The 18,023-nt window shown below is 59.2% G+C and carries 17 protein-coding genes and 1 pseudogene; 15 read left to right on the top strand and 3 right to left on the bottom strand.

The window, feature by feature from the left end; genetic code table 11:
* The first annotated feature begins 49 nt into the window (after window positions 1-49).
* The 8 genes from AC1DVH_RS06420 (at window position 50) to AC1DVH_RS06385 (ending at window position 6,431) form a co-directional block, all read left to right on the top strand.
* Window positions 50-688, top strand: a complete 639-nt coding sequence (locus tag AC1DVH_RS06420; RefSeq protein WP_477753077.1) for a peroxiredoxin — start codon at window positions 50-52, stop codon at window positions 686-688.
* A gap of 331 nt (window positions 689-1,019) precedes the next feature.
* Window positions 1,020-1,613: an NADPH-dependent FMN reductase gene (gene ssuE, locus AC1DVH_RS06415; RefSeq protein WP_046039099.1), complete on the top strand. Its 594-nt coding sequence runs from the start codon at window positions 1,020-1,022 to the stop codon at window positions 1,611-1,613.
* A gap of 90 nt (window positions 1,614-1,703) precedes the next feature.
* The gene (locus AC1DVH_RS06410) at window positions 1,704-2,669 is read left to right on the top strand and encodes a sulfonate ABC transporter substrate-binding protein (RefSeq protein ID WP_477753076.1); all 966 of its coding nucleotides are present in this window, start codon (window positions 1,704-1,706) and stop codon (window positions 2,667-2,669) included.
* Window positions 2,670-2,694: 25 nt separating this feature from the next.
* Window positions 2,695-3,843, top strand: a complete 1,149-nt coding sequence (gene ssuD / locus AC1DVH_RS06405) for an FMNH2-dependent alkanesulfonate monooxygenase (RefSeq protein ID WP_477753075.1) — start codon at window positions 2,695-2,697, stop codon at window positions 3,841-3,843.
* A gap of 9 nt (window positions 3,844-3,852) precedes the next feature.
* Window positions 3,853-4,635: an aliphatic sulfonate ABC transporter permease SsuC gene (ssuC, locus tag AC1DVH_RS06400; protein WP_477753074.1), complete on the top strand. Its 783-nt coding sequence runs from the start codon at window positions 3,853-3,855 to the stop codon at window positions 4,633-4,635.
* Entirely contained in the window at window positions 4,632-5,438 is an 807-nt protein-coding gene (gene ssuB, locus AC1DVH_RS06395; RefSeq protein ID WP_477753073.1) for an aliphatic sulfonates ABC transporter ATP-binding protein, read from the top strand. Before ssuC ends, ssuB begins: the two co-directional genes overlap by 4 nt.
* A 33-nt stretch (window positions 5,439-5,471) precedes the next feature.
* On the top strand, window positions 5,472-5,687 hold the full coding sequence (locus AC1DVH_RS06390) for a TOBE domain-containing protein (protein ID WP_007967989.1): 216 nt from the start codon (window positions 5,472-5,474) through the stop codon (window positions 5,685-5,687).
* 126 nt (window positions 5,688-5,813) lie between these two features.
* A complete protein-coding gene (locus AC1DVH_RS06385; RefSeq protein WP_477753072.1) occupies window positions 5,814-6,431 on the top strand; it encodes an LbetaH domain-containing protein in 618 nt (205 codons plus the stop codon).
* 4 nt (window positions 6,432-6,435) lie between these two features.
* Here the strand turns inward: AC1DVH_RS06385 and AC1DVH_RS06380 are convergent, their stop codons facing one another.
* Window positions 6,436-7,074 carry a TetR/AcrR family transcriptional regulator gene (locus AC1DVH_RS06380; RefSeq protein ID WP_477753071.1) on the bottom strand — a complete coding sequence of 213 codons (639 nt, stop codon included), beginning with the start codon at window positions 7,072-7,074 and terminating at the stop codon, window positions 6,436-6,438.
* 143 nt (window positions 7,075-7,217) lie between these two features.
* Window positions 7,218-8,594 carry a glutamine synthetase family protein gene (locus AC1DVH_RS06375; RefSeq protein WP_015097275.1) on the bottom strand — a complete coding sequence of 459 codons (1,377 nt, stop codon included), beginning with the start codon at window positions 8,592-8,594 and terminating at the stop codon, window positions 7,218-7,220.
* Window positions 8,595-9,261: 667 nt separating this feature from the next.
* On the opposite strand from AC1DVH_RS06375, the gene AC1DVH_RS06370 reads away from it, so the two are divergent.
* From AC1DVH_RS06370 to AC1DVH_RS06340, 7 genes are all read left to right on the top strand, one after another.
* Window positions 9,262-10,620 (top strand): glutamine synthetase family protein, encoded by a 1,359-nt coding sequence (locus AC1DVH_RS06370; RefSeq protein WP_477753070.1) that lies wholly within the window; start codon window positions 9,262-9,264, stop codon window positions 10,618-10,620.
* A gap of 59 nt (window positions 10,621-10,679) precedes the next feature.
* A complete protein-coding gene (locus AC1DVH_RS06365; RefSeq protein WP_477753069.1) occupies window positions 10,680-12,044 on the top strand; it encodes an aspartate aminotransferase family protein in 1,365 nt (454 codons plus the stop codon).
* Window positions 12,045-12,215: 171 nt separating this feature from the next.
* On the top strand, window positions 12,216-13,325 hold the full coding sequence (locus tag AC1DVH_RS06360; protein WP_442096317.1) for a polyamine ABC transporter substrate-binding protein: 1,110 nt from the start codon (window positions 12,216-12,218) through the stop codon (window positions 13,323-13,325).
* A 187-nt stretch (window positions 13,326-13,512) separates the two neighbouring features.
* Window positions 13,513-14,610, top strand: coding sequence for a polyamine ABC transporter substrate-binding protein (locus AC1DVH_RS06355; protein WP_477753068.1), 1,098 nt, complete (start codon window positions 13,513-13,515; stop codon window positions 14,608-14,610).
* 72 nt (window positions 14,611-14,682) lie between these two features.
* Complete coding sequence (locus AC1DVH_RS06350; RefSeq protein ID WP_477753067.1) at window positions 14,683-15,825, top strand: ABC transporter ATP-binding protein; 1,143 nt, start codon at window positions 14,683-14,685, stop codon at window positions 15,823-15,825.
* Window positions 15,826-15,860: 35 nt separating this feature from the next.
* Entirely contained in the window at window positions 15,861-16,742 is an 882-nt protein-coding gene (locus tag AC1DVH_RS06345; RefSeq protein WP_477753094.1) for an ABC transporter permease subunit, read from the top strand.
* Window positions 16,739-17,629, top strand: a complete 891-nt coding sequence (locus AC1DVH_RS06340; RefSeq protein ID WP_008015386.1) for an ABC transporter permease subunit — start codon at window positions 16,739-16,741, stop codon at window positions 17,627-17,629. Before AC1DVH_RS06345 ends, AC1DVH_RS06340 begins: the two co-directional genes overlap by 4 nt.
* Window positions 17,630-17,718: 89 nt before the next feature.
* Here the strand turns inward: AC1DVH_RS06340 and AC1DVH_RS06335 are convergent.
* Window positions 17,719-18,023 (bottom strand): annotated as a pseudogene (locus tag AC1DVH_RS06335) (phosphohydrolase); the annotation flags it as partial.

Raw genomic sequence — 18,023 nt, 5'->3', positions numbered from 1 at the left:
AAAACACAGGCACAGTTGAACCCATCTAGCACTCACAAGGAGCAGCACCATGGGCCTCAGACTTGGCGATATCGCCCCCGATTTCGAACAGAACTCCAGCGCCGGCATCATCCGTTTTCATCAGTGGCTGGGCGATAGCTGGGGCGTGCTGTTTTCCCATCCGGCGGATTTCACGCCAGTGTGCACCACCGAGCTGGGCTTCACCGCCAGGCTCAAGGATGAATTCACCCAGCGTGGCGTCAAGGCTATCGCCTTGTCGGTGGATCCGGTGGAGTCGCACCACAAGTGGATCGAGGACATCAACGAAACCCAGGATACCGTGGTCAACTTTCCGATCCTGGATGACGCCGACCGCAAGGTCTCGGATCTCTATGACCTGATCCACCCCAACGCCAACGACACCCTGACCGTGCGCTCGCTGTTTGTGATCGACCCGAACAAAAAGGTCCGGCTGACGATTACCTACCCGGCGAGCACCGGCCGCAACTTCAATGAAATCCTGCGGGTGATCGACTCGCTGCAACTCACCGACAACTACAAGGTGGCCACACCGGCCAACTGGCAGGACGGTGATGAAGTGGTGATCGTGCCGTCGCTCAAGGATGAGGATGAAATCAGGCAGCGCTTTCCCAAGGGGTATCGGGCCGTTAAACCGTATTTGCGTCTGACGCCGCAGCCGAATCGGTAAGTCTTCAGCATTTTCGGCGCAGCTGATGCCGCCATCGCGAGCAAGCTCGCTCCCACAGTTGACCGCGTACCCCCTGTGGGAGCGAGCTTGCTCGCGATAGCGGCGGATCAGGCGCAACAGAATTCAAGATGTGTACCCACAAAGCAGGGGATTTTCAGGCCGTTTCGACGGCCTGTTTTTTTGCCTGGAGAATACGAATCTATATATCTCTTAAACGAATAACCAAATGAATAAATATGATTTATGGATATATAAATCAGCTGTTAAGGTCACTCCATCGAAGCGAGATCGCAAGCCGCGAATCGCCAACACCGTGCAAGGAATCGTCTGAATGTTGGTCGTCTCACTCGGTGGCAGTCCCAGTCAGCGCTCTCGTTCCGGGGTGCTGCTGGATCGCTCCCAGCGTTGGTTACAAGGGCAGGGCGTGGAAGTGGTGAGTTACCAGGTACGGGACTTCCCGGCCGAGGACTTGCTGCACGCACGCTTCGACAGCCCCAAGGTGATCGACTTGCTGCAACAGATTGAAAGCGCCGATGGCCTGCTGATCGCCACACCGGTTTACAAGGCATCGTTTTCCGGAGCACTGAAAGTCGTGCTGGATCTGCTGCCCGAACGCGCCTTGAGCCACAAGGTGGTTCTGCCGATGGCCACTGGCGGCAGCATCGCCCACATGCTGGCGGTGGATTACGCACTCAAGCCGGTGCTGTCGGCATTGAAGGCCCAGGAAATGCTGCAAGGGATTTTCGCCGTCGACAGCCAGATCGCCTACGGCGAAGGCAGCGCCCTGGCGCAGTTGGCGCCGGAGCTGGAACAACGACTGAATGAATCGCTGGAGCTGTTTTTCAGCGCCATGGCGCGACGGCCCAAGCCGCTTGATCCGAACCTGTTGAATGATCGTTTGTTGAGTGCTCGCTGGAGCATTTGAGCCTCACCGAAAAATTGAAGTACTGGCCTTACTCGCCCGCCAACGGGCAAGCAGGTGCAGCCAAAACCCAACTGCAAAAAGGAGAGCGCCATGCGCCCTGTCATTTTGCGTCGTGGTCTGGTCGCTCTGTTTGCTGCGGCTGTCACCTTCGGCGCCATTACTCAAGCTCAGGCCGAGACCTTACGAATCGGCTATCAAAAGTACGGCACCCTGGTGCTACTCAAAGCCAAAGGCACCCTGGAAAAGCGTCTCGCCGCCCAAGGCGTGGACGTGCAATGGACTGAATTCCCCGGTGGCCCGCAACTGCTTGAAGGCCTGAACGTCGGCTCCATCGACTTCGGTGTTACCGGTGAGACTCCGCCCGTGTTCGCTCAAGCGGCCGGCGCCGATTTGCTCTATGTCGCCTATGAGCCGCCAGCGCCGCACAGCGAAGCGATCCTGGTGCCGAAGGACTCGGCGATCAAGTCGGTGGCGGATCTCAAGGGCAAGAAAGTCGTGCTCAACAAGGGCTCCAATGTGCACTACCTGCTGGTGCGTGCACTGGAAGACGCCGGCCTCAAATACACCGACATCCAGACCGTATTCCTGCCACCGGCCGATGCCCGCGCCGCGTTCGAGCGTGGCAGCGTCGACGCCTGGGTGATCTGGGACCCGTACCAGGCTGCCGCCGAACAACAGCTGCAAGCGCGCACCCTGCGCGATGGCCAGGGCATCGTCGACAACCATCAGTTCTACCTGGCGACCAAGCCTTATGCGCAGAAGAATCCCGAGGTAATCAAGACCCTGGTGGAAGAAGTGCGCGCGGTTGGCGAGTGGTCCAAGGCTAACCCGCAAGAGGTGACCCAACAGGTTTCACCGCTGCTCGGCCTGCCTGCCGACATCACCCTGACCTCGGTGAAACGCCAGGGCTATGGCGCGCTGTTCCTCACCCCGGAAGTGGTCGCCGCACAGCAGAAAATCGCCGACAGCTTCTACCAGCTCAAGCTGATTCCCAAGCAGTTGAGCATCAAAGACGTGATCTGGACGCCGCCGGCTGCCGTTGCCAAAGCCCAATAAATCGATTCCCCAAGGAGACCACTCCATGAGCCTCAATATTTTCTGGTTCCTGCCTACCCACGGCGACGGCCATTACCTTGGCACCGCTGAAGGCGCACGTGCCGTCGATCATGGTTACCTGCAACAAGTCGCACAGGCAGCGGATCGCCTGGGGTTTGGCGGGGTACTGATCCCTACCGGTCGTTCCTGCGAAGACTCGTGGCTGGTGGCGGCGTCGCTGATTCCGGTGACCCAGCGCTTGAAGTTCCTTGTCGCCCTGCGCCCCGGGATCATTTCCCCGACGGTGGCGGCGCGTCAGGCCGCGACCCTGGATCGGCTGTCTGGTGGTCGTGCGCTGTTCAACCTGGTGACGGGCGGTGATCCGGAAGAGTTGGCGGGCGACGGTCTGTTCCTCAGCCACGAAGAACGCTACCAGGCCTCGGTGGAGTTCACCCGTATATGGCGTCGGGTGCTGGAAGGCGAAACCGTCGATTACGATGGTCAGCACATCAGCGTGAAAGGCGCGAAATTGCTCTATCCACCGATCCAGCAACCGCGTCCGCCACTGTACTTCGGCGGCTCTTCGGATGCCGCGCAAGACCTGGCCGCCGAACAGGTGGAAATGGTCCTGACCTGGGGTGAGCCACCGGCCGCTGTGGCGGAAAAAATCCAACAGGTCCGCGCCAAAGCCGCCAAGCTTGGCCGCACCGTGCGCTTCGGCATTCGTTTACATGTCATCGTTCGCGAAACCAATGAAGATGCATGGAACGCCGCGGATCGGCTGATCTCCCATCTCGACGACGAGACCATCGCTCGTGCCCAGGCCTCGCTGGCGCGTTTCGATTCGGTCGGTCAGCAACGCATGGCCGCGTTGCATGGCGGCAGCCGCGACAACCTGGAAGTCAGCCCGAACCTGTGGGCCGGCGTCGGCCTGGTGCGCGGCGGTGCCGGTACGGCGCTGGTGGGCGATGGTCCAACCGTGGCCGCCCGCGTGAAGGAGTACGCGGACCTCGGCATCGATACCTTCATCTTCTCCGGTTATCCACACCTGGAAGAGTCGTACCGGGTGGCCGAACTGCTGTTCCCACACCTCGATATCGAACGTCCCGAGCTGCCGAAAAGTGCCGGCTACGTCAGCCCGTTCGGCGAGATGGTCGCCAACGACATTCTGCCCAAAGCCGCGTCCCAGAGCTGAGGCGCGGTCATGAAGAAAATCATCCACAGCCTGGCGCCCTGGGCATTGCCGGTGTTGCTGCTGGCGGTGTGGCAGTTGAGTGTGTCGGCGGGCTGGTTGTCGACACGGATCCTGCCGGCACCGATCGCCGTGATCGAAGCCGGCGTGAACCTGGTGCGCAGCGGCGAAATCTGGACACACTTGGCCATCAGCGGCTGGCGTGCCGCGCTGGGTTTCACCATTGGCGGCGGCATCGGTTTGACCCTGGGCTTTATCACCGGCCTGTCGAAGTGGGGCGAGCGTCTGCTCGACAGTTCGGTGCAGATGATCCGCAATGTGCCGCACCTGGCGCTGATTCCGCTGGTGATTCTTTGGTTCGGTATCGACGAGTCGGCGAAGATTTTCCTGGTGGCGCTGGGCACGTTGTTCCCGATTTACCTCAATACCTATCACGGCATCCGCAACGTCGACCCGGCGCTGGTGGAGATGTCGCGCAGTTATGGCTTGTCCGGTTTCGGTCTGTTCTGGCAGGTGATTCTGCCGGGGGCGCTGCCTTCGATTCTGGTCGGCGTGCGCTTTGCCCTGGGTTTTATGTGGCTGACGTTGATCGTGGCGGAAACCATTTCCGCGAGTTCCGGCATCGGCTATCTGGCCATGAATGCCCGGGAGTTTTTGCAGACTGACGTGGTGGTGCTGGCGATTCTGTTGTACGCGGTGCTCGGCAAACTGGCCGACCTCGCGGCCCGTGGACTTGAGCGTGTGTGGCTGCGCTGGCACCCGGCGTATCAGGCTGCCAAGGGAGGTGCAGCATGATCGCGGAACAACCTCCACGCCTGCTGCGCGGGATTCCGCTGGCGGTGCGCAAGCTGCAAAAAACCTTTGGCTCGCGACAGGTGCTGCGCGAGATCGACCTGCACATTCCGGCGGGCCAGTTTGTCGCTGTAGTGGGCCGCAGTGGTTGCGGTAAAAGTACCTTGCTGCGCTTGCTCGCTGGCCTCGATCAACCCACGGGCGGTGAGTTGCTCGCCGGTGCTGCGCCCTTGAGTGAGGCACGGGAAGACACGCGGTTGATGTTCCAGGAGGCGCGTTTGCTGCCTTGGAAAAAGATCATCGACAACGTCGGTCTGGGCCTCAAGGGCAACTGGCGGCCGCAGGCGCTTGAAGCTTTGGAAGCGGTGGGCCTGGCCGATCGCGCCCACGAGTGGCCTGCAGCGCTGTCCGGTGGACAGAAGCAACGCGTGGCTTTGGCCCGTGCGTTGATTCATCAGCCGCGCCTGCTGTTGCTCGACGAACCCTTGGGTGCRCTGGATGCCCTGACCCGAATTGAAATGCAGCAACTGATCGAACGGCTCTGGCAACAGCATGGCTTCACGGTGTTGCTGGTGACCCATGACGTCAGTGAAGCCGTGGCGATTGCCGATCGGGTGATCCTGATCGAAGACGGCGAAGTCGGCCTCGACTTGCACGTGGAACTGCCGCGCCCCCGGGTCCGTGGATCCCATCGGCTGGCGGTGCTGGAAACCGAAGTCCTCAATCGCGTGCTGGCGCTGCCCGGCCAGCCGCCGGAACCGGAACCTGTTTCACCCTTGCCCACGCAATTGCGCTGGGCTCAATAACTCAAGTCTTACCCAACGACAGGAATCAACATCATGACGATCAAGGCCATCAACGTTCGCAACCAGTTCAAAGGCTCCATCAAGGAAATCGTCCTCGGCGACGTGCTCTCGGAAATCGACGTGCAAACCGCGTCCGGCATCGTCACTTCGGTGATCACCACACGCTCGGTGAAAGAGCTGGAACTGGCGGTCGGCAGTGAAGTGATTGCGTTTGTGAAATCCACCGAGGTGTCGATCGCCAAGTTGTAAGCCGTATGCGTAAACAACAACCCCGGACGGTTTTAGCCCTTCGGGGTTTTTGTTGGCCTTGCTGGCGGTGGTAGAGTCCGGTGTGGATTTTTTTCGCAGCAAGGATTGGCGACAAGGAGATCAAAGATGACAGTCAGGATTTCGGATTACATTCATGGTGTGGCCCTCTCGAAGCTTGCCCGATGGGCCGACCTGACGCCCTGGGAGCTGGTGAGCAATGCCCCCGAGCGTGTGCGCGAGCTACTCAAGCAGTTGCCGGATGATGATTACCAGGTATTGGATGATATTGCCGTCCACCGCACGGCGCAGGTCGAAGAGGGCGCCATTCTCAAGGCGCCGCTGATCATTGGCGCTGGCTGTTTTATCGCCGCCGGTGCTTATCTGCGTGGTGGTTGTTGGCTGGATGAGCATTGCATCATCGGCCCCGGCGCCGAGCTCAAGTCTTCCTTCGTGTTCGGCGGCAGCAAACTGGCGCACTTCAATTTTGTCGGTGATTCGGTATTGGGTGCCGGAGTCAATCTGGAAGCGGGCAGCATCGTTGCCAACTATCGCAACGAGCGTGCTGACAAAGCTGTGAACGTGCGGGTCGATGATGTGCTGGTGCCGACCGGTTGCGACAAGTTTGGCGCGCTGCTGGGCGACGGATCGCGGCTCGGTGCCAACGCGGTCGTCGCACCAGGCGGGTTGTTGCGACCAGGAACAGTGATTCGACGCCTGGCACTTTACGATTGCGAAGTGATTTAGTGCATCAGTCGCCGAGGGTGCGCTTGGGCAGGTAAGGCGGCAGGTACAACCCCAGGTAAGCATCAAACACCCGCATTCCTTCCTCGGCCATGCGCGGCGTGATCTGTCCGTGCTGTTGCACTGAGCGCGCATACACCCGGTCACCCAGCTCCATGGCCAGGGCAAACACATCGACATCGTCGGGAAGCTTCGGCAGCTCGAAGTGATGATCGAAGAGTTTGTGCATCAGGTCGCCCAGTTCGATGTCGTGCTGGCGGTCGGCCTGGGTGACTTCGGTCAGGCCATGCTGGGCCAGAATGAGTTGGCGGGCGGCAGCGTCCTCTGCGTAGATGTCGAGCATGCGTTGTTCCACCAGTCGCGACAGATCGCGCCAGCCGTTCAAGGCAGGATGATCGATAGGGGCTTGCAGGCAGGCGCGGAAGGCGGCGTGGACATCGGCGGTCAGGGCTTCGAGCAGGGCAGGCACGCTGGCGAAGAAGTGGTAGACCGAGGAGGGCGGAATCTCCGCGCGCTCGGCGACACTATAGATCGACAGGCTGGCCACGCCCTCGGCAGCCAGCAGCGTACGGGCCGCATCGAGTATCGAATCGATCCGGGTCTGGCTGCGTGCGCGGGGTTTGCGGGGGGTGGCTACGCGTGTCATTGGAGTCTCCTGCGGGGCAGCGGGYATTGTACGAGTCGGGTTGTGTGTTGTCTTCTCGGCCGCCTTCGCGATCCGCCGAAGGCGGCCATAAAAAAACGCCGCAGGCTATGAGGCCGGCGGCGTTTCTTCGCTACTGCAACCGATTAAACGGTATGCAGGTACCAGTTGTACTCGAGGTCGGAGATGGAGTGTTCGAACTCCTCCAGCTCGCTCTCTTTACAGGCCACGAAGATATCGATGTATTTCGGATCGATGTACTTGGCCATGACTTCGCTATCGTCCAGCTCGCGCAGTGCATCACGCAGGTTGTTCGGCAGGCTCTGCTCGTTCTGCTCGTAGCTGTTGCCTTCGACCGGAGCGCCAGGCTCGATCTTGTTGACCAGGCCGTGGTGCACGCCCGCCAGGACCGAAGCCATCAGCAGGTAAGGGTTGGCATCGGCGCCGGCCACGCGGTGTTCGATGCGCACGGCATCGGCGGAACCGGTCGGTACTCGAATCGCCACAGTGCGGTTATCCAGGCCCCAGCACGGCGAGTTCGGCACGTAGAACTGTGCGCCGAAACGACGGTACGAGTTGACGTTCGGGCAGAGGAACGCCATCTGCGCCGGTAGGGTCTCGAGCACACCGCCGATCGCGTGACGCAGTGCGGCGTTCTGCTCGGGATCCTCACTGGCAAAAATATTCTTGCCGTCTTTGTCGAGAATCGAGATGTGGACGTGCAGACCATTACCCGCCTGGCCCGGGTAAGGCTTGGCCATGAAGGTGGTGTCCATTTCATGGTCGTAGGCGATGTTCTTGATCAGTCGCTTGAGCAGGACCGCGTAGTCGCAGGCCTTGATCGGGTCAGCCACGTGGTGCAGGTTCACTTCGAACTGCGCCGGGGCACTTTCCTTGACGATGGCGTCGGCCGGAATCCCTTGCTCTTTTGCACCTTCCAGAATGTCCTGGAGGCAGTCGACGTATTCGTCGAGGTCGTCGATCAGGTAGACCTGAGTCGAGTGCGGACGTTTGCCGGAAACCGGCGAGCGAGGTGGTTGCGGACGACCGTTCACGTTCTCCTGGTCGATCAGGTAGAACTCCAGTTCGAACGCGGCGCAGATGGTCAGGCCCATTTCGTCGAACTTGCGTACCACATTGGCCAGCACTTCACGCGGGTCGGCGAAAAATGGCTCGCCTTCGAGTTCGTGCATGGTCATTAACAGTTGCGCGGTCGGGCGCTTCTGCCATGGCTCGTTGCATAGGGTATCGGGGATTGGATAGCAGATTCGGTCAGCATCACCGATGTCCAGGCCCAGGCCGGTGCTTTCCACCGTCGAGCCATTGATATCCAGAGCAAATAGAGAGGCCGGCAGGTTGATGCCTTTCTCGTAAACCTTGTGGAGGCTGGTGCGTTCGATGCGCTTGCCGCGCACCACACCATTCATATCCGCAATCAGAAGGTCAACGTACAGAACCTCAGGATGTTCCTTAAGGAACGCGTTCGCTTCGTTAAGCTGAACGGCACGCGGGGGTACCGACATGATGCAACACCTTTGTTGTTAAAAATATCAATCATTGATCTTTTCGGATTCCAGTCAACCCGAATGGCATGCCGAAGTCAAGCGAGGCCTTTTTTGCCCTAAAAAAGCGCTCGTGGGGCTTTTTTGAGGCGCTTTTTGGCGTTTTTATGCCCTTGGCCCCTGTGGCGCCCGCAGGCTTGAGCGGGCCGTGTTGTATTTTTTACGGGGGTGTTGTGTAAAAAAATGAACAAGGCTAAGCTCGAATCAAACCCATAACAGCAATAATACCGGGGTGCTTCATGTCTCGCCTGCCGATAATCGGCGTCACCGACTGCTCAAGACAGGTCGGTCGGCATGTTTGTCACATCAGTGATGACACGCCCGTCCGTTCCGTGGCCTCAGCGGTACCGGTGATCCTCCCATCCGTGACGGTTCAACCGTCCCCGTCCGTTATTCTGGACGGTCGCGATGGCACCCCCATTACGGTTACTCCATTCAATATAGAACCGATTCACAATAGCGGCCTGACCATCGTTCAGGGCTCCGCTCGCGATTCAGCACGCCCGGCCTCTGCAGCCGTGTTGGCAAGCACGATAATCTGCCGCGCAAACGCTCTACAACGCGACGCCGATGCGTCAAACAACGCCTGACCTTAAAAGGGTCAGACAACTCAAGCCTAGAGGCATTTATGAGTAACAACCTCGACCAGCTCACCGATTGGTTGAAAAACCACAAGATCACAGAAGTCGAATGCATGATCGCCGACTTGACCGGGATTACCCGGGGCAAGATTTCGCCGACCAACAAATTCATCGCCGAAAAGGGCATGCGCCTGCCAGAGAGCGTGCTGTTGCAGACCGTGACCGGCGATTACGTCGAAGACGACATCTATTACGAACTGCTCGACCCGGCCGACATCGACATGATCTGCCGTCCCGACCAGAGTGCGGTGTACCTGGTGCCATGGGCCATCGAGCCGACCGCCATCGTCATCCACGATACCTACGACAAGCAAGGCAACCCGATCGAGCTGTCGCCGCGCAACGTGCTCAAGAAAGTCCTGAAACTCTATACCGACAAAGGCTGGCAGCCGATTGTGGCGCCGGAAATGGAGTTCTACCTGACCAAGCGCAGTGACGACCCGGACTACCCGTTGCAGCCGCCGGTCGGTCGCTCCGGTCGCCCGGAAACCGGTCGTCAGTCGTTCTCCATTGAAGCGGCGAACGAGTTCGATCCGCTGTTCGAAGACGTCTACGACTGGTGTGAACTGCAGGACCTTGACCTCGATACGCTGATCCACGAGGACGGCACGGCGCAGATGGAAATCAACTTCCGTCACGGCGATGCCCTGTCCCTGGCCGACCAGATCCTGGTGTTCAAGCGCACCATGCGCGAGGCCGCGCTCAAGCACAACGTCGCCGCGACCTTCATGGCCAAGCCGATGACCGGCGAGCCGGGCAGTGCCATGCACTTGCACCAGAGCATCATCGACATCGAGACCGGCAAGAACATCTTCTCCAATGAAGACGGGACCATGAGCCAGCTGTTCCTGCACCACATCGGTGGCTTGCAGAAGCTCATTCCCGAGCTGTTGCCGCTGTTCGCTCCCAACGTCAACTCGTTCCGCCGCTTCCTGCCGGACACCTCGGCGCCGGTGAACGTGGAGTGGGGCGAAGAAAACCGCACGGTGGGCCTGCGGGTGCCGGATGCGGGGCCACAAAATCGTCGGGTGGAAAACCGCCTGCCAGGCGCCGATGCCAACCCGTACCTGGCGATTGCCGCGAGCCTGCTCTGCGGTTACATCGGCATGGTCGAAGGCCTGAACCCGAGTGCGCCGGTGGTGGGACGTGGCTATGAACGCCGCAACCTGCGCCTGCCGCTGACCATCGAAGACGCGCTGGAACGCATGGAAAACAGCGCGATCGTCGAGCGTTACCTGGGCAAAAATTTCATCACTGGCTACGTCGCGGTCAAGCGGGCCGAGCATGAAAACTTCAAGCGCGTGATCAGTTCGTGGGAAAGGGAATTCCTGCTCTTTGCCGTCTGATACGTCGGGCGCCGCCGCTACCTGGCGGCGCTTTCACCTGATTTTTTTAGGAGATTCGTATGACCAGCAACAATCCRCAAACCCGTGAATGGCAAACCTTGAGCAATGATCACCACCTGGCTCCGTTCAGCGACTTCAAGCAGCTGAAAGAGAAAGGCCCGCGGATCATTACCAACGCCAAGGGCGTTTACCTCTGGGACAGCGAAGGCAACAAGATTCTCGACGGTATGGCCGGCCTGTGGTGTGTCGCGATTGGTTATGGTCGCGATGAACTGGCCGATGCTGCCAGCAAACAGATGCGCGAGCTGCCTTACTACAACCTGTTCTTCCAGACCGCGCATCCACCGGTACTGGAGCTGGCCAAGGCTATCGCCGACATCGCGCCGCAAGGCATGAACCACGTGTTCTTCACTGGTTCCGGTTCCGAAGGCAACGACACCATGCTGCGTATGGTTCGTCACTACTGGGCGATCAAGGGCCAGCCGAAAAAGAAAGTCATCATCAGCCGCAAGAACGGTTACCACGGTTCTACTGTGGCCGGCGCAAGCCTGGGCGGCATGACGTACATGCACGAGCAGGGCGACTTGCCGATCCCGGGCATCGTTCACATTGCCCAGCCGTACTGGTTCGCCGAAGGCGGCGACATGACTCCGGAAGAGTTCGGTGTATGGGCGGCCAACCAGCTGGAAGAAAAGATTCTGGAAGTCGGCGTCGACAACGTCGGTGCCTTTATTGCCGAGCCGATCCAGGGCGCCGGCGGCGTGATCATTCCGCCAGACACCTACTGGCCGCGCATCAAGGAAATCCTCGCCAAGTACGACATCCTGTTCGTGGCTGACGAAGTGATTTGCGGTTTCGGCCGTACCGGCGAGTGGTTCGGTTCCGATTTCTACGGCCTCAAGCCAGACATGATGACCATCGCCAAAGGCCTGACCTCGGGCTACATCCCGATGGGTGGCCTGATCGTGCGCGATGAAGTGGTGGACGTGCTCAACGAGGGCGGCGACTTCAACCACGGTTTCACCTACTCCGGGCACCCGGTGGCGGCGGCTGTGGGGCTGGAAAACATCCGTATCCTGCGCGACGAAAAAATTGTCGAGCGTGTGAAGGCAGAAACGGCACCGTATTTGCAAAAGCGTCTGCGGGAACTGAACGATCACCCGCTGGTGGGTGAAGTTCGTGGGGTCGGGCTGTTGGGGGCCATCGAACTGGTCCAGGACAAGGCCACTCGCAAGCGTTACGAGGGCAAGGGCGTCGGCATGATCTGCCGTCAGTTCTGCTTCGACAATGGCCTGATCATGCGCGCAGTCGGCGACACCATGATCATCGCTCCGCCACTGGTGATCACGCCGGCGGAAATCGATGAGCTGGTGACCAAGGCTCGCAAGTGCCTTGACCTGACCCTGAGTGCATTGCAGGGCTAGGTGCTAGGCTCAGAGCGAGGGAGCTGCGGCGCTCTCGCTCAAAGCTGTCACAAAGGCCGGTCTTTTCTTGAAAGACCGCCTCGGATCTTGCCAGACTAGCCGCAGTTCCAGTTGTCAGGGTTCGGTCGCTGAACAAAGTGGTTCAAAAAAGAAAAATTTGGAGCATGACGCATGAAGGCATTAGGTAAAAAGCTTGCTGGCAAGACACTTCTCGCCCTGTCCGTCGCGGGCATGATGGCGGGTGCGGTTCAGGCGGACGACAAGGTGTTGCACGTCTACAACTGGTCTGACTACATCGCTCCGGACACCATCGCGAACTTCGAGAAAGAGTCGGGGATCAAGGTCGTTTACGACGTATTCGACAGCAACGAGACCCTGGAAGCCAAACTGCTGGCGGGCAAGTCCGGCTACGACGTGGTCGTGCCATCGAACAACTTCCTGGCCAAGCAGATCAAGGCCGGCGTATATCAGGAGCTGGACCAGTCCAAGCTGCCTAACTGGAAAAACCTGAACCAGGATCTGCTCAAGGCCGTTTCGGTCAGTGACCCTGGCAACAAGCACGCCTTCCCGTACATGTGGGGCTCGATCGGCATCGGTTACAACCCGGAGAAGGTCAAGGCTGCGTTGGGCGTCGATACCATCGACTCCTGGGACGTGCTGCTCAAACCGGAAAACATTGCCAAGCTCAAGGGGTGCGGTGTGAGTTTCCTCGATTCGCCGACCGAAATGCTCCCGGTCGCGCTGCACTACCTGGGCCTGCCAACCGACAGCCAGAAGAAAGAAGACATCAAGAAAGCCGAGGAACTATTCCTCAAGATTCGTCCTTCGATCACCTACTTCCACTCGTCCAAGTACATCTCGGACCTGGCCAATGGCAACATCTGCGTAGCGGTTGGCTACTCGGGTGACGTTCAGCAGGCCAAGTCCCGTGCCGCAGAGGCGGGTGACAAGGTCAAAGTAAGCTACGCCATTCCGAAAGAAGGCGCTGGCAGCTTCTTCGACATGGTCGCGATTCCCAAGGATGCCGAGAACGTTCAGGGCGCCTACAAGTTCATGACCTTCCTGCAGAAGCCTGAAGTCATGGCCGCTATCACCAACGCCGTACGCTTCCCGAACGGTAACGCCGCTGCAACCGCTCTGGTAGAAAAAGACATCACCAGCGATCCAGGCATCTACCCGCCAGCCGATGTGCAGGCCAAGTTGTATGCCATCGCCGACCTGCCAGCGGCGACCCAGCGTGAAATGACCCGCAGCTGGACCAAGATCAAATCCGGTAAATAAGCCGGTTTGATGCAACGGCCTGTTGTCGCCACCTGCTCGGTGGCGGCAACAGGTTGAATTAAATGACAAAAGTTTTGCTGGGACGGTTTTTCGAGGGTAAGTTGCGCGCCGGTTTTGTTGCCGGGCAACCACGGTTGTCATGTAACGCGGGGCAACTTGGGCCCAACTAATTTCAGAGGACCTCCACTTGCCTGTTTTTTCTTTCTTGCGCAAAGCCATGCTGGTCGGCGCCGGGCTGACGATTGCTGTCAGTGTCCAGGCCGCCGGCACCGTGCATATTTATAACTGGTCGGACTACATCGGTGAGACCACCCTGGCCGACTTCCAGAAAGAGACCGGTATCAAGCCGGTTTATGACGTCTTCGATTCCAACGAAACCCTGGAAGGCAAGTTGCTGGCCGGGCGTACCGGTTATGACGTGGTCGTGCCGTCGAACCACTTCCTCGGCAAACAGATCAAGGCCGGGGCATTCCAGAAGCTCGACAAGTCGCAGTTGCCGAACTACTCGAACCTCGATCCGGTGCTGCTCAAGCGTCTGGAACAGAACGATCCGGGCAATCTGTACGCCGTGCCGTACCTGTGGGGCACCAACGGCATCGGTTACAACGTCGACAAGGTCAAGGCTGTGCTGGGCGTCGACAAGATCGACTCCTGGGGGGTGTTGTTCGAGCCGGAAAACATCAAGAAACTGCACAGCTGTGGCGTCGCGTTCCTCGATTCCGCCGATGAAATGATGCCGACAGTGCTCAACTACATGGGCCTGAATGCCAACAGCACCAACCCTGAGGACTACAAAAAGGCCGAAGCCAAGTTGCTCGCGGTGCGGCCTTACGTGACCTACTTCCACTCTTCGAAATACATCGCGGATCTGGCCAACGGCGACATCTGCGTGGCGATCGGTTTCTCCGGCGACATCTTCCAGGCTAAGCACCGGGCCGAAGAAGCCAAGAAAGGCGTGAACATCGCCTACTCGATTCCGAAAGAGGGCGGCGCGCTCTGGTTCGACATGCTGGCGATTCCGAAGGACTCGGCCAACGTCAAGCAGGCCCACGCCTTCATCAACTATTTGCTCAAGCCTGAGGTGATTGCCCAGGTCAGTGATTACGTCGGCTATGCCAACCCAAACCCTAAGTCGGACAAACTGATGGAACAGTCCATTCGCACCGACGAAGCGGTTTATCCACCGCAAGAGGTGCTCGACAAGACCTACGTGTCCATCGAGCTACCGCCGAATATTCAACGTTTGATGACCCGCAGCTGGACCAAGGTCAAGTCGGGTAAATAGTTTCAAGGCTCAAACTATCCAGGTTGGCTCACCTTGAGCGAACTGCACTCTTTTTTTCTGGGAGTTTCGTAAATGGCAGTTGCCTCCGGCGCCTATAAGAAAGCCCTCGAGGGCGACCAGTTACCTAAACAGGTGCTGGTCAAAATCGACCGGGTCACGAAGAAGTTCGACGAGACGATTGCCGTGGACGATGTGTCCCTGGAAATCAAGAAAGGCGAAATTTTCGCCCTGCTCGGCGGTTCGGGATCGGGCAAGTCCACGTTGCTGCGCATGCTCGCAGGTTTCGAACGGCCCACGGAGGGGCGCATTTTCCTCGATGGCGAAGACATCACTGACATGCCGCCCTACGAGCGGCCGATCAACATGATGTTCCAGTCCTACGCCTTGTTCCCGCACATGACCGTGGCGCAGAACATCGCCTTCGGCCTCAAGCAGGACAAGCTGCCGAACGCTGAAGTCGATGCCCGCGTGGCCGACATGCTCAAGCTGGTACAGATGAGTCAGTACGCCAAGCGCAAGCCGCATCAGTTGTCCGGCGGCCAGCGTCAGCGTGTGGCCCTGGCCCGCTCCCTGGCCAAGCGTCCGAAGCTTTTGCTGCTCGACGAACCGATGGGCGCACTGGACAAGAAGCTGCGTTCGCAAATGCAGCTGGAGCTGGTGGAGATCATCGAGCGCGTCGGCGTAACCTGCGTCATGGTGACCCACGACCAGGAAGAGGCCATGACCATGGCCGAGCGCATCGCGATCATGCACCTGGGCTGGATCGCCCAGATCGGCAGCCCGATCGACATCTACGAAACCCCGACCAGTCGCCTGGTCTGCGAATTCATCGGTAACGTGAACATCTTCGAAGGCGAAGTGATCGACGACGCCGAAGGCCACGCGATCATTACCTGCCAAGACCTGGATCGTCAGATCTACGTCGGCCACGGAATCAGCACTTCGGTGCAGGACAAGTCGGTTACCTACGCGATACGTCCGGAAAAACTGCTGGTCACCGCCGACATGCCGACCTGCCAGTACAACTGGTCCAGCGGCAAGGTGCACGACATCGCCTACCTCGGCGGCCATTCGGTGTTCTACGTCGAACTGCCAAGTGGCAAGCTGGTGCAGTCGTTCGTGGCCAACGCCGAACGTCGCGGGCAGCGTCCGACCTGGGGTGATCAGGTCTACGTGTACTGGGAAGACGACAGCGGCGTGGTACTTCGCTCATGAACATGCGCAAATTCAAACGTCGTCTCGATCGAATAATTCCCGGTGGCCGTCAGATGGTCATCGGCATTCCATTCATCTGGCTGTTCCTGTTCTTCATGCTGCCGTTTTTCATCGTCCTGAAGATCAGCTTCGCCGAAGCGGACGTGGCCATTCCGCCGTACACCGAAATCTACAGCTACGCCGAGCAGAAGCTGCAGTTGCTGCTTAACCTGGGCAACTACGCGATGCTGGCCGGTGACGAGCTGTACATCGCCGCTTACCTCGGCTCGTTGAAGATGGCGCTTTTCAGCACCATCCTCTGCCTGCTGATCGGCTACCCGATGGCCTACGGCATCTCCGTTGCCCGCAAGGAAATGCAGACGGTGCTGGTGCTGCTGATCATGATGCCGACCTGGACCGCGATCCTGATCCGCGTTTATGCGTGGATGGGCATCCTCAGCAACAACGGCCTGCTCAACGGTTTCCTGATGAGCATGGGCTGGATCGACGAACCGCTGCAGATCCTCAACACCAACCTGGCGGTCTACATCGGCGTGGTCTATTCCTACCTGCCGTTCATGATCCTGCCGCTGTACGCCAACCTGGTGAAGCACGACCAGAGCCTGCTGGAAGCCGCGTCGGACCTGGGGTCGAGCACCTTCAACAGCTTCTGGAAAATCACCGTGCCGCTGTCGAAAAACGGCATCATCGCAGGCTGCATGCTGGTGTTCATCCCGGTGGTGGGCGAGTTCGTGATCCCGGAACTGCTGGGCGGTCCGGAAACCCTGATGATCGGTAAAGTACTCTGGCAGGAGTTCTTCAACAACCGTGACTGGCCGGTGGCGTCTGCCCTGGCGGTGGTGATGTTGGCGATCCTGATTGTGCCGATCATTCTGTTCAACCGCAGTCAGGCCAAGGAAATGGAGGGTAAAGAATGAAGCGCTTCCGTTTCTCCAGCCTGATGCTGGTACTGGGTCTGTTGTTTATCTACCTGCCGATGCTGATCCTGGTGATCTACTCGTTCAACGCCTCCAAACTGGTAACGGTGTGGGGCGGCTGGTCGATCAAGTGGTACGTCGGCCTGCTCGACAACACCCAGCTGATGGGCTCGGTGGTGCGTTCGCTGGAAATCGCCTGCTACACGGCGGTGGCGGCGGTGGCACTGGGTACATTGGCAGCGTTTGTCCTGACGCGCATCACCCGTTTCAAGGGCCGTACCCTGTTCGGTGGCCTGGTGACTGCGCCACTGGTGATGCCTGAGGTGATCACCGGTCTGTCGCTGTTGCTGCTGTTCGTGGCCATGGCGCAGATGATCGGTTGGCCGCAGGAACGCGGCATCGTCACCATCTGGATCGCCCACACCACGTTCTGTGCGGCCTATGTGGCGGTGGTGGTCTCGGCGCGTTTGCGCGAGCTGGACCTGTCCATCGAAGAGGCGGCCATGGACCTGGGCGCGAAACCGTGGAAGGTGTTCTTCCTGATCACCATCCCGATGATCGCCCCATCGCTGGCAGCGGGCGGCATGATGTCCTTCGCGCTGTCCCTCGATGACCTGGTGCTGGCGAGCTTCGTGTCGGGTCCGGGTTCCACGACCCTGCCGATGGAAGTGTTCTCGGCGGTGCGTCTGGGCGTGAAGCCCGAGATCAACGCCGTGGCCAGCCTGATCCTGCTGGCGGTGTCGATCGTGACCTTCATGGTCTGGTTCTTCAGCCGCCGTGCCGAAGAAAGCCGCAAGCGTGCGATCCAGCAAGCGATCGAAGAAGCGGCAGCCGATTCGTGGAAGCAACCGGACGTGCGTCGCGCACAGGCACCGGAAGCGGCTTAACAGCAAAAGATCGCAGCCTGCGGCAGCTCCTACAGAGGAATACGGTTCCCTGTAGGAGCTGCCGCAGGCTGCGATCTTTTGATTTTTGGTTAGGTCACCCAAGGGGATTTGCGAATGACCTCGACGAAATTCATCGGCTTGAACCCCGGCTCCTGATCTACCAATACGTCAGTCTTCACATTACCGAACGTGGTCTGCGGACGATGGCGCAAACCGTCGGCAAATGCGCAGATGATGCACTCCTTGAATCCCTCGCCCCGTGGATGCGCATGCACCACTGCTTCGCGCTGCACGCTGGAAAACGCCGCGTAGTCCATGCCCAGCACGTCCATCTCGACGCCAGCCGTGACCAGCGCCACGGTGGGCCGCAAGTGCTGAGGCACGCCCGGTGTGG

The sequence above is a fragment of the Pseudomonas sp. P4_C3 genome (genome assembly GCF_056402075.1).
The sequence above is the reverse complement of the archived record's forward strand: the minus strand, read 5'-3'. Positions and strand labels throughout refer to the sequence as shown.

Coding starts and splice junctions, on each gene's coding strand:
- AC1DVH_RS06420 (WP_477753077.1), top strand. CDS start 50: ATGGGCCTCAGACTTGGCGATATCGCCCCCGATTTCGAACAGAACTCC.
- ssuE (WP_046039099.1), top strand. CDS start 1,020: ATGTTGGTCGTCTCACTCGGTGGCAGTCCCAGTCAGCGCTCTCGTTCC.
- AC1DVH_RS06410 (WP_477753076.1), top strand. CDS start 1,704: ATGCGCCCTGTCATTTTGCGTCGTGGTCTGGTCGCTCTGTTTGCTGCG.
- ssuD (WP_477753075.1), top strand. CDS start 2,695: ATGAGCCTCAATATTTTCTGGTTCCTGCCTACCCACGGCGACGGCCAT.
- ssuC (WP_477753074.1), top strand. CDS start 3,853: ATGAAGAAAATCATCCACAGCCTGGCGCCCTGGGCATTGCCGGTGTTG.
- AC1DVH_RS06390 (WP_007967989.1), top strand. CDS start 5,472: ATGACGATCAAGGCCATCAACGTTCGCAACCAGTTCAAAGGCTCCATC.
- AC1DVH_RS06385 (WP_477753072.1), top strand. CDS start 5,814: ATGACAGTCAGGATTTCGGATTACATTCATGGTGTGGCCCTCTCGAAG.
- AC1DVH_RS06380 (WP_477753071.1), bottom strand. CDS start 7,074: ATGACACGCGTAGCCACCCCCCGCAAACCCCGCGCACGCAGCCAGACC.
- AC1DVH_RS06375 (WP_015097275.1), bottom strand. CDS start 8,594: ATGTCGGTACCCCCGCGTGCCGTTCAGCTTAACGAAGCGAACGCGTTC.
- AC1DVH_RS06370 (WP_477753070.1), top strand. CDS start 9,262: ATGAGTAACAACCTCGACCAGCTCACCGATTGGTTGAAAAACCACAAG.
- AC1DVH_RS06360 (WP_442096317.1), top strand. CDS start 12,216: ATGAAGGCATTAGGTAAAAAGCTTGCTGGCAAGACACTTCTCGCCCTG.
- AC1DVH_RS06350 (WP_477753067.1), top strand. CDS start 14,683: ATGGCAGTTGCCTCCGGCGCCTATAAGAAAGCCCTCGAGGGCGACCAG.
- AC1DVH_RS06340 (WP_008015386.1), top strand. CDS start 16,739: ATGAAGCGCTTCCGTTTCTCCAGCCTGATGCTGGTACTGGGTCTGTTG.